Source organism: Streptomyces tendae, from assembly GCF_008632955.1.
Taxonomy (GTDB): domain Bacteria; phylum Actinomycetota; class Actinomycetes; order Streptomycetales; family Streptomycetaceae; genus Streptomyces.
In genome coordinates, this window is record NZ_CP043959.1 from 2,079,191 (window position 1) to 2,096,160 (window position 16,970).

Genomic DNA, 16,970 nt, shown 5'->3' on the forward strand with positions numbered 1-16,970 from the left:
CTCCCACCTCACGCGGCCGATCCGGATAATGATCGTCCTGTTGTCGGTGCGGCCCGGTACGCTCGAAAGCACGATGACAGAGGATCTCTCACCGGCCGAGCGGTACGCGGCAGCACGCAGGCGCGCTGCCGAGCAGGCCACCTCGCTCGCCTCCTTCCGCGAGATGTACGACTTCGGCCTCGACCCGTTCCAGATCGAGGCCTGCCAGGCCCTGGAGGCGGGGAAGGGCGTCCTGGTCGCCGCCCCCACCGGATCCGGCAAGACGATCGTCGGCGAGTTCGCCGTCCACCTCGCCCTCCAGCAGGGCAAGAAGTGCTTCTACACGACCCCCATCAAGGCGCTGTCGAACCAGAAGTACGCCGATCTGAGCCGCCGCTACGGCTCCGGCAAGGTGGGCCTGCTCACCGGTGACAACAGCGTCAACTCCGACGCCCCCGTGGTCGTGATGACCACGGAGGTCCTGCGGAACATGCTGTACGCGGGCTCGCAGACGCTGCTCGGCCTCGGCTACGTGGTGATGGACGAGGTGCACTACCTCTCCGACCGCTTCCGCGGCGCGGTGTGGGAGGAAGTGATCATCCACCTCCCGGAGTCGGTGACGCTGGTCTCCCTCTCCGCGACCGTGTCGAACGCGGAGGAGTTCGGCGACTGGCTGGACACCGTCCGCGGCGACACCGAGGTGATCGTCTCCGAGCACCGGCCCGTCCCGCTGTTCCAGCACGTACTGGCCGGCCGCCGGATCTACGACCTGTTCGAGGAGGGGGAGGGCCGCAAGAAGGCCGTCAACCCCGACCTCACCCGCATGGCCCGGCTGGAGGCGAGCCGCCCGTCCTGGGGTGACCGCCGGCGGGGGCGCAACAACATGCGGGAGGCCGACCGTGAGCGGGAGCGCAGACAGCGCTCGCGGGTGTGGACGCCGAGCCGGCCGGAGGTCATCGAGCGGCTGGACTCCGAGGGCCTGCTGCCCGCCATCACCTTCATCTTCAGCCGCGCCGCCTGCGAGGCCGCGGTGCAGCAGTGCCTGTTCGCGGGCCTGCGGCTCAACGACGAGGAGGCGCGGGCCAAGGTCCGCGACCTGGTCGAGGAGCGCACCGCCTCCATCCCGGCCGAGGACCTGCACGTCCTCGGCTACTACGAGTGGCTGGAGGGCCTGGAGCGCGGCATAGCGGCGCACCACGCGGGCATGCTCCCGACCTTCAAGGAGGTCGTCGAGGAGCTGTTCGTGCGCGGGCTGGTCAAGGCCGTGTTCGCGACCGAGACCCTCGCCCTCGGCATCAACATGCCCGCCCGCTCGGTGGTGCTGGAGAAACTGGTCAAGTGGAACGGCGAGCAGCACGCCGACATCACGCCCGGCGAGTACACCCAGCTGACCGGCCGGGCGGGCCGGCGCGGCATCGACGTCGAGGGCCACGCCGTGGTGCTGTGGCAGCGCGGGATGAACCCCGAGCACCTGGCGGGACTGGCCGGCACGCGCACCTATCCGCTGCGCTCCAGCTTCAAGCCGTCGTACAACATGGCGGTCAACCTGGTCGAGCAGTTCGGGCGGCACCGGTCGCGGGAGCTGCTGGAGACGTCGTTCGCGCAGTTCCAGGCGGACAAGTCGGTCGTCGGCATCTCGCGCCAGGTGCAGCGCAACGAGGAGGGTCTGGAGGGCTACAAGGCCTCGATGACCTGCCACCTCGGCGACTTCGAGGAGTACGCCCGGCTGCGCCGCGAGCTGAAGGACCGGGAGAACGAGCTGGCCCGGCAGGGCACCGCGCAGCGGCGCGCGGAGGCGGCCGTCGCGCTGGAGAAGCTCAAGCCCGGTGACGTCATCCACGTGCCCACCGGCAAGTACGCCGGGCTGGCGCTGGTGCTCGACCCGGGGCTGCCCGCGGGCCGCACCAACGGCCACCGGGGCGTGGAGTACCACGACGGTCCGCGCCCGCTGGTGCTGACCGCCGAACGGCAGGTGAAGCGGCTGGTGTCGATCGACTTCCCGGTGCCGGTGGAGCCGCTGGAGCGGATGCGGATCCCCAAGTCCTTCAACGCGCGTTCCCCGCAGTCCCGCCGTGACCTGGCCTCCGCGCTGCGCACCAAGGCCGGGCACATCGTGCCGGACCGGCACCACAAGAACCGTTCCCCGGCGGCCGACGACCGGGAGATCGCGCGGCTGCGCAAGGCGCTGCGGGCGCACCCGTGCCACGGCTGCCAGGACCGTGAGGACCACGCCCGCTGGGCCGAGCGCTACCACCGGCTGATGCGGGACACCTCGCAGCTGGAGCGGCGCATCGAGGGCCGGACGAACACCATCGCCCGTACCTTCGACCGGATCGTGGCGCTGCTGACCGAGATGGACTACCTGCGCGGCGACGAGGTCACCGAGCACGGCAAGCGGCTGGCGCGGCTGTACGGCGAACTCGACCTGCTGGCCAGCGAATGCCTGCGCGAGCGCGTCTGGGAGGGCCTCGGCCCCGCCGAACTCGCCGCGTGCGTGTCGGCGTTGGTGTACGAGTCACGGGTCGCCGACGACGCGATGGCGCCCAAGCTGCCCTCGGGCAAGGCGAAGGCGGCGCTCGGCGAGATGGTCCGCATCTGGGGCAGGCTGGACGCGCTGGAGGAGGACTTCCGGATCAGCCAGACCGAGGGTGTGGGTCAGCGCGAGCCCGACCTGGGCTTCGCCTGGGCCGCCTACATGTGGGCCTCCGGCAAGGGCCTGGACGAGGTGCTGCGCGAGGCGGAGATGCCGGCCGGTGACTTCGTGCGCTGGTGCAAGCAGGTCATCGACGTGCTGGGGCAGATCTCCGCCGCCGCCCCGGTCGCGGAGAACTCGACGGTCGCGAAGAACGCCCGCAAGGCGGTCGACGGTCTGCTGCGCGGGGTGGTGGCCTACTCCTCCGTGGGCTGACCCCCTCCATCCCCGCCCGACGTTCCGCCCGGAAGCCCGGTGCGCCCCGCGCGCGCCGGGCTTCCGCGCTGAGCGCGCTCCCGTGAGGGGGCTTGACCGGAGAACCGGGCGGGCAGGATGAGGTCGCCCGGGTGTCCCGCCGGTCGCCCCGGCGCCTCGCCCCGTCGTCCCGACCGGCGCCCGGGGAGCGCCTCACCAGTGACGGTGAGTGGCTGTCGTACGTCTGTGCGCGGTAACGGATTGTGTTCGAACGGCGCCGGACCGTGGAACGTCTTCGAGCGTACTCCTGCCTCAGGGGCCGTTTCCGGCACTTGCTGAATATGACATGGCGATGATCCCGTCGGACTAAGCTCGCCCGCAGCGCACCGAGTTGAGACGAATTCGTGCGCTTGTTCCCTTATGCGCACCTTCCCGACCGTCAGTCGATACGCTTCAGAGGGCTCACATGGCGAGTGTCCACCTTCCTTACGCACGCGTGCTGTTGCTGCCGGCCATAGTGATGGCCGCGGCGACCGGAGCCGCCGTCGCCCTGGTGACGGAGCCCGCCCGGACCGCTGTCGGCGTGTGCGGTGCCGTCGCGACCCTGCTGGTGGCCGCCGTCGGCGCCGAGGCGGTGCGCCGCGGCCGCGTGCTGCGTGAGGCGCGGGCCGAGCACGACCGTCACCGTGCGTATCTGGAGGCGCGGATCGCCGCCCACGACACGGAGACCGACTACTTCATCCGCATGGTCTTCCCCACGTGCCTGGACCACCTGCACAACGGGAACGACCCGGACGAGGTGATGCGCGACCTGCCGCGGCTCAATCCGTCCTGGCGCGAACTGCCGAAGTACCAGCTCGAACTGCTCCGGAAAGTCCTCAAGATCATCGATGACGAGGAGAACCTGCGGGACTCCTCGCAGCGCTCCTTCGTCAGCATCGCGCGCCGCGTCCAGGCGATCGTCCATCAGCAGGCCAAGGAACTGCGGGAGATGGAGGAGGACCACGGCCGCAACCCCGAGGTCTTCGACGACCTGCTGCGCATCGACCACGGCACCGCGCTGATCGGCCGCCTCGCCGACTCCATCTCGGTCCTCGGCGGCGGCCGCCCCGGGCGCCAGTGGCCCAAGCCCGTCGCGCTCTACAGCGTGCTGCGCGGCGCCATGTCCCGCATCCTCGAGTACCGCCGCATCGACCTGAAGTCGATCGCGAAGATCAACATCAAGGGCATCTACGTCGAGCCGGTCATCCACGCCGCCGCCGAACTCCTCGACAACGCCACTCGCTACTCGCCGCCGACCAGCAAGGTCAGCGTCACCGCCACCGAGGTGCAGACCGGCGTCGCCATCGAGATCGAGGACGCCGGCGTCAGCCTCGACGAGCAGGCCCGCGCCCGTATCGAGGGCATCCTGGACCGCGCCCAGCGCGGCGTCGACCTCCAGGAGATCGGCGCCAACCCGCGCCTCGGCCTCGCGGTGGTCGGCCGGCTGTGCACCCAGTTCAGCATGCAGGTGTCGCTGCGCGCCTCCGCCTACGGCGGCGTCCGCGCCGTCCTCGTCGTCCCCAGCGAGATGATCACCGACCAGCCCGGCGTGGGCCTCGCCCACGGTATCGGCGCCACCGCCGTACCCCGCCCCGTCGACGCCCTCCCGGGCCCGCAGCGCGCCCCCAAGAAGCGCCGCCCCACCAGCCCGCGTATCCCCGAGACGGCCACCGTCGAGGACGACGTCCCGGAGGTCACCGAGTGGACCGCCGGCGGACTGCCGCAGCGCCGCAGCCGCGTGAAGACCCCGCTGGCCCAGCGCTACGCCGAGCAGGCCGAGGCCGAACGCGCCGAGCGGGAGGCCCAGGAGCGTGGTGAGGAGTACCACGACATCTGGGCCGCCGCGGAGCCCGAGAAGAAGAAGCGGCACGACCGCGAGCCCGGGCTCTGGGTCGACGCCTTCTGGGAGGGCCTGAAGAAGGACCTCGACCCCGGCGTCCACCCCACCGACTTCACCCGGAACCCGACCGCCTACCTGCATCTCATCAACGAACCGGCCCGCACCGAGGCCGATGACGAGGGGGACCTCAAGTGATCCAGCAACGGGCCAACTTCGACTGGATGCTCAAGGAGCTCGCCGACGGCGTACCCGGCGTCGAGATGATCGTGGTGCTCTCCGCCGACGGCCTGCGCATCGCCCGCTACGGCGGTGAGCCGGACGCGGCCGACCGGGTCGCCGCCGCCTGCGCCGGCGTGCAGAGCCTCGCCGGCGCCGTCGCCCAGGAACTCCCGCACGGCGACGGCGAGATGAAGATGGTGCTGATCGAGATCGACGAGGGCTACTTCTACCTGATGGCGGCCGGTGCCAACGCCTACCTCGCCGTGCTCTCCGACATGACCTGCGAACCCGGGCGGATGGGCGGCATGATGCGCGACCTCGTCGTCCGCATCGGCGCCCATCTCACCAGTCCGCCGCGACGGAACGGGCAGACCGTATGACTCCTCCGCGACGCCAGAGGCGCACCCCCCGGCAGGCCACCCCCGCGCAGCCGGCCGCCCCGGCCCGGAAGGAGGGCGAGGGCGGCAACCCCGAGCGGCTGTACGTCGTGGCCGGCCCGGACGGCGAACGCGCCGACATCGACCTGGTGACGCTGATCGTCGCGCGGTCCCCGGACCCCCCGCCCTCTGCGACCCCCGAGCAGGCGGCGCTGCTCCGGCTCTGTGTCGCCCCCCTGTCCGTGGCCGAGCTGTCGGCCTATCTCAGTCTGCCGTTCAGCGTGGTGACCGTGCTGCTCACCGAGCTGCTGACGGCGGAACTGGTCCAGGCGCGCTCCCCGATCGTGCGCAAGGCACTCCCGGACCGTTCCCTTCTCGAAGCGGTGATGCATGGACTTCAACGGCTCTGACACCATCCCGGGCCCACGCGCCGAGGACCAGCTGCCCCACACGGCACAGTCCGCGGTGAAGATCGTGATCGTCGGCGGGTTCGGGGTCGGCAAGACCACCATGGTCGGCTCGGTCAGCGAGATCAAACCGCTGACCACCGAGGAGACCATGACCCAGGCCGGCATCGGGGTCGACGACAACTACGGTTCCCCGTCCAAGACGGCCACCACCGTCGCCATGGACTTCGGCCGCATCAGGATCACGGACGAGCTGGTGCTGTACCTGTTCGGCACGCCGGGCCAGGAGCGCTTCTGGTTCCTGTGGAACGGCCTGTTCGAGGGCGCGCTCGGCGCGGTCGTGCTGGTCGACACCCGCCGGCTGGAGGTCAGTTTCGACGTGATGGGTCGCCTCGAGGAGCGCGGGGTGCCGTTCGTCGTCGCGGTCAACTCCTTCCCGGACGCGCCCCGTTACCCAGTCTCCGACCTGCGGGCCGCACTCGACCTGTCCGAGCAGATCCCCATCGTGGAGTGCGACGTGCGGCGCCGCGCCTCCAGCCGCGACGTGCTGATGACCCTGATGCGCTTCCTGCACTCGCTCGCCATGACGGGCTCGCTCGCCTGACGCGTCCCCCGTCCCGGACCCTTCCTCCTCCCCGGACTTCTCTCTCCCTCCCCGGACTTCTGCCTTTCCCCTTCGGAGCGACCACAGTGACGCCTGAATCCCACCCCCCGACGCCGGACCTCCCGGCCGGCCCGGACGACGACGCCCGCCCGGAACCGCCCCCCGGATGCCCCGCGCACGGCCGGGGCCCCGGTGGACTCGCCCGCCTCCACGAGTCGGACGACCTCAAGAAGCTCTACGAGAACCTGCGGGCCGAGCACGGTCCGGTGGCCCCCGTACTGATCCACGACGACCTGCCCCTGTGGGTGGTGCTCGGCCACGCCGAGAGCCAGCAACTCGTGCGCAGTCCCGCGCAGTTCTGCAAGGACAGCCGCATCTGGTCCGCGCTCCGCGACGGCCTGGTCAAGCCCGACCACCCGCTGATGCCGCACATCGCCTGGCAGCCCATGTGCGCCCACGCCGAGGGCGAGGAGCACCGGCGCTGGCGCGGCGCCATCGACACCGCCGTCGCGGCCACCGACTTCCGCAGTCTGCGCCGGCACGTCAACCGCAGCGTCCAGCGTGTCGTCAACCGGTTCTGCGAGGCGGGCGAGGCCGACCTGGTGAGCCAGTACGCCGAGCACCTGCCGATGGCCGTGATGTGCCACGTCCTCGGCATGCCCGACGAGTACGACGACCGCATGGTGCAGGCCGCCCGCGACATGATCCGCGGCACCGAGACCGCCATCGCGAGCAACGCCTTCGTGATGGCGGCGCTGGAGCGGCTCACCGCCCGCCGCCGCGCGGAACCGCTCGGGGACTTCGCCGGTCACCTCGTCAGCCATCCGGCCGGGCTGACCGACGAGGAGGTCAGCCAGCACCTCCGGGTGGTGCTCATCGCGGCCTACGAGGCCACCGCCAACCTCCTCGCCAACGTGCTGCGCCAGGTGCTGATCGACCCCCGCTTCCGCTCCCAGCTCAACGGCGGCCAGATGACCGTGCCCCAGGCGGTGGAGCAACTCCTCTGGGACGAACCGCCGTTCAGCACGATCTTCGCCTACTACGCCAAGCAGGACACCGAGCTCGGCGGCCGGCGCATCCGCAAGGGTGACGGACTGCTGTTCGCACCCGCGCCGGCCAACGTCGACCCCCGGGTACGCCCCGACCCGACCGCCGACATGCAGGGCAACCGCTCCCACCTCGCCTTCGGCGGCGGCACGCACGAGTGCCCCGGACAGGACATCGGCCGTGTCATCGCCGAGGTCGGCGTCGACGCCCTGCTCATGCGGCTGCCGGACGTGGAGCTGAGCGTCACCGAGGAGGAGCTGACGTTCACCGAGTCCATCGCCTCACGGCATCTGGTGTCGCTGCCGGTGCACTTCACGCCCCGGCCGCAACAGGAGATCACGCAGGCGCCGAGCCATGAGAACGAGGCGCCGGCGCGGCGTGACTGGCAGATCGGTGTGAACCGGCCGCGGGGTGCGTCGGTCGGGGCCGGGGCAGAGGCCGGGGCAGAGGCCGGGGTCGGGGGCGGGGGTCCGGCGACGGTAGCGGCTGCCGCGGCGGTGCCTGCGCAGGCGTCGGCTCCGGACACCGGTCCGGCCTCTGCCGTCGGTCCGGGCTCCGGCGGCGGGCCGCTCCCGGCCGGGGAGCCGGTGCCGCAGCGGCCCGTGCCGCCACCGCCGGTCGCGGAGGCCGCCCCGCCGAGGGGTGCCTGGCAGCGGTTCCTGCGGTGGTGGCGCGGCTACTGACCTGACGCCCAGTCCTCGTACGAGGCCCACGCCCCGAGCACCCGGCCGCTGGTGAACCGGTGCTCCGCCCCGGTCACCGGGTCGGTGAACCGCAGCTCACGGGCCAGCAGCTGCAGCGGACGCCGGAAGTCGCCGGCCGGGACCGGGCCGGCGACCTCGGGGTAGAGGGGATCGCCGAGGATCGGCACCCCGAGGGCGCTCATGTGCACCCGCAGCTGATGGGTCTGTCCGGTGCCGGGCACCAGCCGGTACCGGCCCAGGCCGTCCGCCCGGTGCGCGAGGAGCTGTACGTGGGTCAGTGCGTTCGGCTCGCCGTCGACCTCCCGTGCGGTCAGCACCCCGCGCTCCTTCACGATCCGGCTGCGGACGGTCCGGGGGAGGGTGACGGCGAGGGAGGGGTCGTGGGCGGCGACGGCCTCGTACTCCTTGTGCACCAGCCGGTCGCGGAACAGCGTCTGATAGGCGCCGCGCTCCTCCGGCCGCACGATGAACAGCACCAGGCCGGCGGTGAGCCGGTCGAGGCGGTGCGCCGCGGTCAGCTCCGGCAGGCCCAGGTCGTGGCGGAGCCGGGCGAGCGCGGTCTGCCGGACGTGGCTGCCGCGGGGGGTCGTGGCCAGGAAGTGCGGTTTGTCGACGACGACGATGTGCTCGTCGTGGTGGACCACGGTCAGCGGGAACGGCACCGGGGCTTCGTCGGGCATGTCGCGGTGGAACCAGACGCACAGGCCCGGGGCGTAGGGGGTGTCCGCCGGGACCGGGCGGGCGTCCGCGCCGACGATCTCGCCTGCGTCGAACATGGCGTCGATCCGAGCGGGGTCCGCCGCCAGGCGCAGGACCAGGTGGTCACGGACGGTGGTGCCCGGGCCGCCGGCCGGCAGGCGTACGCGGACGGGGTCGACGCCGTGGCGTTGCGGCAGGGGTGGGGGCGTCTGCGTCTCACGTCGGGCAAGGGTACGGGGGGTGGGAGCGGGGTCCGGCTTGGCGGGGTGGGGTCGCTTGTCGGGTGCGGGTGGGTTGGGGTTGGTTGCGCCGTTTCCCCGCGCTCCTGGTGGGGTGGGTGGGCGTCGCGTGGGTGTGTGCGGCTTGGTGGGGGCTGGTTGCGCCGTTCCCGCGTCCCTGGTGGGGTGGGTGGCGTCGCGTGGGTGTGTGCGGCTTGGTGGGGGCTGGTTGCGCCGTTCCCCGCGTCCCTGGTGGGGTGGGTGGGCGTCGCGTGGGTGTGTGCGGCTTGGTGGGGCTGGTTGCGCCGTTCCCCGCGCTCCTGGTGGGGTGGGTGGGCGTCGCGTGGGTGTGTGCGGCTTGGTGGGGGCTGGTCGCGCCGTTCCCCGCGCCCCGAGGGGGTGAGCTGGGCGTGCCTGGCCCGCGGCCCTTACGGGGCTGTGGAGGTCTGGGTGGGCTCTTGTTCTGCTTCGATCCGGGCGTTCCACTCCCGCTTCGAGGCCTGCCAGCCGTCCTCGTTGTGGCCCAGGCGCCAGTAGCCGGAGATGGACAGGTCCTCGCGCGGGACGGCGCGTTCCACGCGCAGCAGGCGGCGCAGTTCCTTCACGAAGTGGGCCTCGCCGTGGACGAAGGCCTGCACCCGGCCCTCGGGCCAGTCGAGCCCCCGCACGGCCTCCACCAACGCCTCGCCGACCTTGCGGTCACCGCGGTGCAGCCAGCGGATCTCCACGTCGGAGTCGATCTTCTGCTCCTCCGCCGGGCCCGCGATCTCCACGAAGGCGAACGCGCGCGCACCGTGCGGCAGCGACTCCAGGGAGCGGGCGATGGCCGGGAGGGCGCTCTCGTCGCCGGCGAGCAGGTGCCAGTCGGCGGCCGGGTCCGGGGCGTACGCGCCACCGGGGCCCAGGAAGCGGACGACGTCACCGGACCGGGCGTTGACGGCCCACGGGCCGGCCAGCCCCTCGTCGCCGTGGATCACGAAGTCGAGGGTCAGCTCCCGGTGCTCGGCGTCCCACTGGCGGATGGTGTACGTCCGGGTCACCGGCCACCGGTCGCGCGGGAACTCCGCACGGATCCGCTCCATGTCGAACGGCTCGGGGTAGTCCACGCCGGGCGCCGGGAACAGCAGCTTGACGTAGTGGTCGGTACAGGTGTCCGCCGGCAGGCCGGCGAGCCCCTCGCCGCCGATCACCACGCGCTGCATGTGCGGGGTCAGCCGCTCGGTGCGGACGACCTCCGCGATGTGCGGGGTGCGCGACGCGCGTGCCGGTCGCTCTGCCATGAGGGGCCTCCCTGTCGCAGTTAGGTTTACCTAAGCTAACACCTCGACCTGCGTCGGTGGCGCAACTGCCGCTGCGGAAAGCCCCGGTGGCTCACTCCGCGAGGGTGGTCAGCAAACGGCCGAGCGACCCGCCGAGGCCCCAACGCGCCGTCAGGGTCTCCACCGCGGCCGGGTCGCGCGGGGCGTGCGGCAGGGCCGTGTCGACGTCCGGGAGCGGGACGTCGTCCGCCACCCGGACGACCTTGGGCGCCACCGCCAGGTACGGCCGCGCCTCGTCCAGACGCCTGCGCTGTGCCGGCGTGAGCTTGGCCTTCGGGTCGTCCACGGCCGCCAGGATCCCGGCCAGGTCCGTGAACTCGGCCAGCAGCTTGGCCGCCGTCTTCTCGCCGACGCCGGGCACGCCCGGCAGGCCGTCGCTCGGGTCGCCGCGCAGCAGCGCCAGGTCCGCGTACCCCTTGCCGTCCACCCCATACTTCCCGCGCAGCGCGGCCTCGTCCGTGATCTGCAGCGTGCCGACGCCCTTCACCGGGTACAGCACGCGCACCCCGCGCGCGTCGTCCACCAGCTGGTACAGGTCGCGGTCGCCGGTGACGATGTCGACCGGTCCCTCCGCCCGGGCGGTGAAGGTGCCGATCACGTCGTCCGCCTCGTACCCGGCGACGCCGACGCGTGCGATGCCGACCGCGTCGAGCACCTCCTCGATCACCGGCACCTGCGGCGACAGGGTGTCGGGCACCTCCTCCTCGCCGGGCCCCGACGCGCGCTCCTCGGCGACGCGGTGCGCCTTGTAGGAAGGGATGAGGTCCACCCGCCACTGCGGACGCCAGTCGGCGTCCATGCAGGCCACCAGGCGGTCCGGCCGGTGGTCCTTGACCAGGCGGTCGATGAAGTCCAGCAGCCCGCGCACGGCGTTCACCGGCGTGCCGTCCGGCGCCCTGACGGACTCCGGGACGCCGAAGTAGGCGCGGAAGTACAGCGAAGCGGTGTCGAGGAGCATCAGTCGTCCGGTCACGTCCCGCATCATGCCGCACCCCACCGACAGCACCGCCCGGACGGCGCGCCCGTCGGCCCCCCCCGCGACGTGTTGCGCCCTGCGCCACATCTGTGAGGCCGCCCACGAAGAGTTTGCGTCAGGTCAAAGGGGGGAGGCGCGGGCCCGGAGCGATGCCGGTTTCAGGTTCAACCTGTTGCGGACCGCCACGAGCCGTCCGTCGGGCATCGCTCCTGCCCTGTGTTGTCGAGTCGAGAGGTTCGTGTGTCATCAAGGCTTGAGGCCGAGCACCTGTACAAGGTGTTCGGCAGACGACCGGACCAGGCGGTCGAACGACTGCGCCAGAACACAGCAGACCGTGAGGAGCTGCGCGCCGACGGCGTCACCGCCGCCGTCATCGACGCCTCCTTCACCGTGGAGCCGGGCGAGATCTTCGTCGTCATGGGCCTGTCGGGCTCCGGCAAGTCCACCCTGCTGCGGATGCTGAACGGTCTGCTGGAGCCGACCGCCGGACACGTCCGCTTCGACGGACAGGACCTCACCGCCCTGTCCGACCGCGAACTGCGCGACGTCAGGTCCCGGAAGATCAGCATGGTGTTCCAGCACTTCGCGCTCTTCCCGCACCGCAGCGTCCGTGACAACGCTGCCTACGGTCTTGAAGTGCAGGGCGTGCCCCGCGCCGAGCGCGAACGCCGCGCCGACGAGGCGCTCGCCCTGTGTGGCCTGGCCGGCTGGGAGGACTCGTGGCCCGACGAGCTGTCCGGCGGCATGCAGCAGCGCGTCGGCCTCGCCCGCGCGCTCGCCACCGACGCCGACCTGCTGCTGATGGACGAGTCCTTCAGCGCCCTCGACCCGCTGATCCGCCGCGACATGCAGGACCAGCTGATCGAACTGCAGAAGAAGCTGAAGAAGACCATCGTCTTCATCACCCACGACCTCAACGAGGCCATGCGCCTCGGTGACCGCATCGCCGTCATGCGCGACGGCCGCATCGTGCAGATCGGCACCGCGCAGGACATCCTGATCCGGCCGGCCAACGACTACGTGGCCTCCTTCACCCAGGACGTCGACCGCTCCCGCGTGCTCACCGCCCAGGCCGTGATGGACCCCGAGGTGCGCGGCGACGAGGCCGACTGCGGCTGCGAGACCGCGGCGTCCGGGACGTCCTTCGCCGAGCTGTGCGCCATCAGCGCGCGCGTGCCGCACCCGGTGGCCGTGGTCGACGACGGCGAACTCGTCGGCGTCGTGCCGCGGCAGCGCCTGGTCGGCTTCCTCGGCGACGAGGAGGCGGACCCCGGCGTCTGCGACAGCCCCAAGGACCAGGGCGGCAAGGTGATGGCCCATGCCTAGGATCCCGCTCGGCGACTGGGTCAACAGCTCGGTCGACTGGCTGCTCTCCAACCTGACCTGGCTGTTCGACTTCTTCAAGGCCGTCTTCACCGGCGCCTACGACGGTGTCAACGCCGTCCTGCAGGCTCCGGAGCCGCTGCTCCTCTGCGGCATCTTCGCGGTCATCGCCTTCTGGCTGCGCGGCACCCTCGCCGGTGTCCTCACCTTCGTCGGATTCGCCTTCCTCGACTCCATGGAGTTGTGGGAGGACTCGATGGTGACGCTGTCCCTGGTGCTCGTCGCCACCGTGATCGCCCTGGTGATCTCGGTACCGGTGGGTATCTGGGCGGCCCGGTCCGACCGGGTCAGCGCCTTCGTCCGGCCGATTCTCGACTTCATGCAGACGCTGCCGGCGATGATCTACCTCATCCCGGCGATCCTGTTCTTCGGGACCGGCTCCGCCCCCGGCATCGTCGCCACCCTGATCTTCGCGCTCGCCCCCGGCGTGCGCATGACCGAGCTGGGCATCCGACAGGTCGACAAGGAACTCGTCGAGGCGGCCGAGGCGTTCGGCACCACGCCCCGCAACACCCTGCTGCGCGTCCAGCTCCCGCTGGCGCTGCCCACGGTGATGGCGGGCGTCAACCAGGTCATCATGCTCGGCCTGTCCATGGCGGCGATCGCCGGCATGGTCGGCACCGGCGGGCTCGGCGGCGCCGTCATCGAGGCCATCGGCCAGCTGAACATCGGCCTCGGCGCCGAGTCCGGCCTGGCCATCGTCATCCTGGCGATCTACCTGGACCGCATGACCAGCGCCCTGGGCACCCAGGTGTCGCCGCTGGGCCGCCGCGCGGCCGCCAAGGCGCGCGCCGCGCAGGGGCTGAAGATCTGGTCCTACCGCCCCCGGCCGCAGGTCGCCGTGGTCGGCATCGTCGTCCTGGCCCTGGTGGCCGGCGGCATGGGCCTGTTCGGCGGCTCCGGCGGGTCCGCCGACACCGCCGCGGACGACAAGAACGTCGGCGACGGCAAGAAGATCAGCATCGGCTACATCCCCTGGGACGAGGGGGTGGCCTCCACGTACCTGTGGAAGGAGATCCTCGAGCAGCGCGGCTTCGAGGTCGAGGCCAAGCAGCTGGACGCCGGGCCGCTCTACACCGCGCTGGCACAGGGCGACGTCGACTTCCAGACCGACGCCTGGCTGCCCACCACGCACGCGGAGTACTGGAAGAAGTACGGCGACCGGCTCGACGACCTCGGCACCTGGTACGAGGAGACGACTCTGGAGCTGACCGTCCCCTCGTACATGAAGGACGTCAACTCCCTCGAGGACCTGAAGGGCAAGGCCGCGACCTTCGGCGGGAAGATCACCGGCATCGAGTCCAGCGCCGGCATGATGGGCCTGCTGAAGAGCAAGGTGCTGCCCGCCTACGGCCTGGACAAGGAGTACAAGGTCGTCGACAGCTCCACCCCGGCGATGCTGGCCGAACTCAAGCGCGCCTACAGCAAGAAGGAACCGGTCGTCGTCACGCTCTGGTCGCCGCACTGGGCGTACAGCGACTACGACCTGAAGAAGCTGAAGGACCCCAAGGGCTCCTGGGGCGAGGGCGACGCGGTGCACCTGGTGTCCCGCAAGGGCTTCGCCGGTGAGAACCCGGTCGTCGGGCAGTGGCTGAAGGACTTCTCGATGAGCGAGAAGGAACTCACCGGCCTGGAGGCCGAGATCAACAAGGCCGGGAAGGGCCGTCAGCAGGACGCCGTGCGCGCCTGGCTGAAGGACAACCCGGACGTCGTCGACAAGCTGGCCCCCGTGAAGGCCGGTTCGGGCGGCGAGACCCCCGCCGAGGCGAAGCGCGCGCTGGACGTGGCGTGGTTCCCGTGGGAGGAGGACGTCGCCGTCACCTACCTGTGGAAGAACGTCCTGGAGCGGCGCGGCTACAAGCTGAACCTCAAGCAGATGGAGGTCGGCCCGGTCTACACCGGCCTCGCGTCCGGGGACATCGACCTCAACTTCGACGCGTGGCTGCCGCACTCGCAGAAGAACTTCTACGAGCCGAACAAGGACAGACTCACCGACCTCGGCACCTGGTACGAACCGGTGTCGTTGGAGATCTCCGTCCCGTCCTACGTCAAGGACGTCAAGTCCCTGGCGGACCTCAAGGGCAAGGCCGACCTGTTCGGCGGGCGCATCATCGGCATCGAGGCCGGCACCGGCCAGATGGACATCCTGAAGAACAAGGTGCTGCCCGCCTACGGCCTGGACGAGGAGTACAAGGTCGTCGACGGCTCCTCGCCGGCGATGCTGGCCGAGCTCAAGCGCTCCTACGCCAAGAAGGAGCCGGTCGCGGTCACGCTCTGGTCGCCGCACTGGGCGTACAACGACTACGAGCTGACCAAGCTCGCGGACCCGAAGCGCGCCTGGGGCGAGAGCAACACCATCCACACCATCGCGAGCAAGAAGTTCCCCGAGCAGTACCCCCAGCTCACCGAGTGGATCAAGAACTTCCACATGAGCGAGGACGAGCTCGGCTCCCTGGAGGCGGAGATCAAGAACCGCGGCCAGGGCCACGAGGAGGAGGCCGTCGCCGCCTGGCTGGAGGAGCACCCGGACATGGTGGAGCGGATGACGCCGCAGTAACCGCCGTACCGGCCGCGTCCCCGAGGGGCGGGTCCCGGAGCGTCCCTCAGGGGCGTCCGGGCCCGCCCCTCGCGCCGTCCGGAGCCGCCGCGTGCCACGGAAAGAATCCGGACAACCACAGAGCGCGAACCCCTCCCCGGACCTCCCCGTGACCTTCCGGCGAACACGGTGAACAATGGCGGGAACACCTCCTTTCGCATCCGGGGGGTGCCGAGGGGCCCCGTGGGCGGCTGGCGCGAACTGTGAGGTGGGAAGCGGCCGCACACGACGGCGACGTGGCAGGCGCCTGAAACGGTTTGCCGAACATGCGTAGGGTGCAGACAACTCAGCGAAGGAAGAGCGCCGGGGCCTCGGCGCCCGGGGTGCGGGACGAGCGGCGAAGGAGGGAGCCGGAGCGATGGGCGACCACAAGGAACAACCCCTGCGGGTGGGCGCGGCCGTGCGGCGGCGACGCCGTGCGCTGGACCTCACCCTCGCCGTCGTGGCCGAGCGCAGCGGTCTGTCGGTCCCGTTCCTCAGCCAGATCGAGAACGAGCGGGCGCGTCCCAGCCAGAGCTCCCTGGAGAAGCTCGCCGACGCGCTGCGCACCACCGCCGTGGAACTGCTCGCCGCCGCCGACCCGGCGTGCAGCGTGGACGTCGTCCGCGCGGAGGGCGCCGAGTCCTGGGCCGAACCCCGGGTGCGCTCCCTGGTCCGCGGACACCACCAGATGCACGCCTCGGAGTTCACCGGTGACCATGACGCCGGACGTGAACTCCAGTTCCGCAACGACCAGTTGATGTACGTCGCCGAGGGCGCCGTGGAGATCGAGGCCGAGGGGCGCGCCTACCGCCTCGGACGCGGCGACACCCTGTACCTCACCGGCGGGGTCCGGCACCGCTGGCGGGCCACGGTGCCGGAGACCCGGCTGCTGGTCGTCGCCGTCGCCGAACACATCGAGGCGCTGCGGGACAACAAGCCGCGCCGATGAGTCCCGTCCGGGTCGTCTCCCTCGTCCCCTCGTTGACGGAGGCCGTGGCCGTCTCCGCGCCCGGCGCGCTGGTCGCGGCCACCGACTGGTGCACGCACCCCGCCGGGCTGGACGTCGCCCGCGTCGGCGGCACCAAGAACCCGGCGGTGGACCGCGTCGCCGCACTCGCCCCCGACCTCGTGATCGCCAACGAGGAGGAGAACCGGCAGCCCGACCTGGACGCCCTGCGCGCGGCGGGCCTCGACGTGCTGGTGACCCACGTACGGACACTGCCGCGGGCCTTCGGCGAGCTGGACCGGGTGCTGTCCGCGTGCGGGGTGCGGACCCGGCCCCGCTGGCTGGACGAGGCGGAGGCCGCGTGGGAGGCACCGCCCGCGTTCGACGAGGTCCGCACGGCGGTGGTCCCGGTCTGGCGCCGCCCCTGGATGGTCCTCGGCCGCGACACCTTCGCGGGCGATCTGCTGGCCCGCCTCGGCGTACGCACGCTGTACGCGGACCACGCCGAGCGCTACCCGCGCATCCCGCTCGACGAGCTGCGCGCGGCACGGCCGGACCTGGTGGTGCTCCCCGACGAGCCGTACCGCTTCACCGCGGACGACGGCCCGGAGGCCTTCCCCGGCATCCCCTGCGCCCTCCTCGGCGGCCGCCACCTCACCTGGTACGGCCCCTCGCTCACCGAGGCCCCGGAGGTGCTGGGACGCGCGCTGCGGGCGGCTCACGTCTGACGGGCGGTGCGCGCGCG

Annotated in this window: 13 protein-coding genes; 10 read left to right on the forward strand and 3 right to left on the reverse strand. The window is 71.5% G+C overall.

Annotated elements, in window-relative coordinates; translation table 11 throughout:
* Window positions 1-28 precede the first annotated feature (28 nt).
* The 6 genes from F3L20_RS09705 to F3L20_RS09730 all read left to right on the forward strand — a co-directional run bounded on the left by F3L20_RS09705 (window position 29) and on the right by F3L20_RS09730 (window position 8,085).
* A complete protein-coding gene (locus tag F3L20_RS09705) occupies window positions 29-2,887 on the forward strand; it encodes a DEAD/DEAH box helicase (protein ID WP_150153857.1) in 2,859 nt (952 codons plus the stop codon).
* 445 nt (window positions 2,888-3,332) lie between these two features.
* Window positions 3,333-4,943 carry a sensor histidine kinase gene (locus tag F3L20_RS09710; RefSeq protein ID WP_206338881.1) on the forward strand — a complete coding sequence of 537 codons (1,611 nt, stop codon included), beginning with the start codon at window positions 3,333-3,335 and terminating at the stop codon, window positions 4,941-4,943.
* Window positions 4,940-5,347 carry a roadblock/LC7 domain-containing protein gene (locus tag F3L20_RS09715; RefSeq protein ID WP_024885160.1) on the forward strand — a complete coding sequence of 136 codons (408 nt, stop codon included), beginning with the start codon at window positions 4,940-4,942 and terminating at the stop codon, window positions 5,345-5,347. Before F3L20_RS09710 ends, F3L20_RS09715 begins: the two co-directional genes overlap by 4 nt.
* On the forward strand, window positions 5,344-5,754 hold the full coding sequence (locus F3L20_RS09720) for a DUF742 domain-containing protein (RefSeq protein WP_150153859.1): 411 nt from the start codon (window positions 5,344-5,346) through the stop codon (window positions 5,752-5,754). The genes F3L20_RS09715 and F3L20_RS09720 overlap by 4 nt, the downstream gene beginning before the upstream one ends.
* Window positions 5,735-6,355, forward strand: coding sequence for a GTP-binding protein (locus F3L20_RS09725; RefSeq protein WP_150153861.1), 621 nt, complete (start codon window positions 5,735-5,737; stop codon window positions 6,353-6,355). The genes F3L20_RS09720 and F3L20_RS09725 overlap by 20 nt, the downstream gene beginning before the upstream one ends.
* An 86-nt stretch (window positions 6,356-6,441) precedes the next feature.
* Complete coding sequence (locus F3L20_RS09730) at window positions 6,442-8,085, forward strand: cytochrome P450 (RefSeq protein WP_150153863.1); 1,644 nt, start codon at window positions 6,442-6,444, stop codon at window positions 8,083-8,085.
* Here the strand turns inward: F3L20_RS09730 and F3L20_RS09735 are convergent.
* The 3 genes from F3L20_RS09735 to F3L20_RS09745 all read right to left on the reverse strand — a co-directional run bounded on the left by F3L20_RS09735 (window position 8,079) and on the right by F3L20_RS09745 (window position 11,324).
* Window positions 8,079-9,002, reverse strand: coding sequence for an RluA family pseudouridine synthase (locus tag F3L20_RS09735; RefSeq protein WP_150157277.1), 924 nt, complete (start codon window positions 9,000-9,002; stop codon window positions 8,079-8,081). The genes F3L20_RS09730 and F3L20_RS09735 overlap by 7 nt on opposite strands.
* A gap of 449 nt (window positions 9,003-9,451) precedes the next feature.
* The gene (locus F3L20_RS09740) at window positions 9,452-10,303 is read right to left on the reverse strand and encodes a siderophore-interacting protein (protein ID WP_150153865.1); all 852 of its coding nucleotides are present in this window, start codon (window positions 10,301-10,303) and stop codon (window positions 9,452-9,454) included.
* Window positions 10,304-10,394: 91 nt separating this feature from the next.
* Window positions 10,395-11,324 (reverse strand): 5'-3' exonuclease, encoded by a 930-nt coding sequence (locus tag F3L20_RS09745; RefSeq protein WP_240810933.1) that lies wholly within the window; start codon window positions 11,322-11,324, stop codon window positions 10,395-10,397.
* A 234-nt stretch (window positions 11,325-11,558) separates the two neighbouring features.
* On the opposite strand from F3L20_RS09745, the gene F3L20_RS09750 reads away from it, so the two are divergent.
* From F3L20_RS09750 to F3L20_RS09765, 4 genes are all read left to right on the forward strand, one after another.
* Window positions 11,559-12,644: a quaternary amine ABC transporter ATP-binding protein gene (locus F3L20_RS09750; protein WP_145828001.1), complete on the forward strand. Its 1,086-nt coding sequence runs from the start codon at window positions 11,559-11,561 to the stop codon at window positions 12,642-12,644.
* Entirely contained in the window at window positions 12,637-15,258 is a 2,622-nt protein-coding gene (locus tag F3L20_RS09755; protein ID WP_150153869.1) for an ABC transporter permease/substrate binding protein, read from the forward strand. The genes F3L20_RS09750 and F3L20_RS09755 overlap by 8 nt, the downstream gene beginning before the upstream one ends.
* A gap of 397 nt (window positions 15,259-15,655) precedes the next feature.
* Window positions 15,656-16,228, forward strand: a complete 573-nt coding sequence (locus F3L20_RS09760) for a helix-turn-helix domain-containing protein (protein ID WP_150153871.1) — start codon at window positions 15,656-15,658, stop codon at window positions 16,226-16,228.
* Entirely contained in the window at window positions 16,225-16,953 is a 729-nt protein-coding gene (locus tag F3L20_RS09765; protein WP_150153873.1) for a helical backbone metal receptor, read from the forward strand. Before F3L20_RS09760 ends, F3L20_RS09765 begins: the two co-directional genes overlap by 4 nt.
* The last annotated feature ends 17 nt before the right edge of the window (window positions 16,954-16,970 follow it).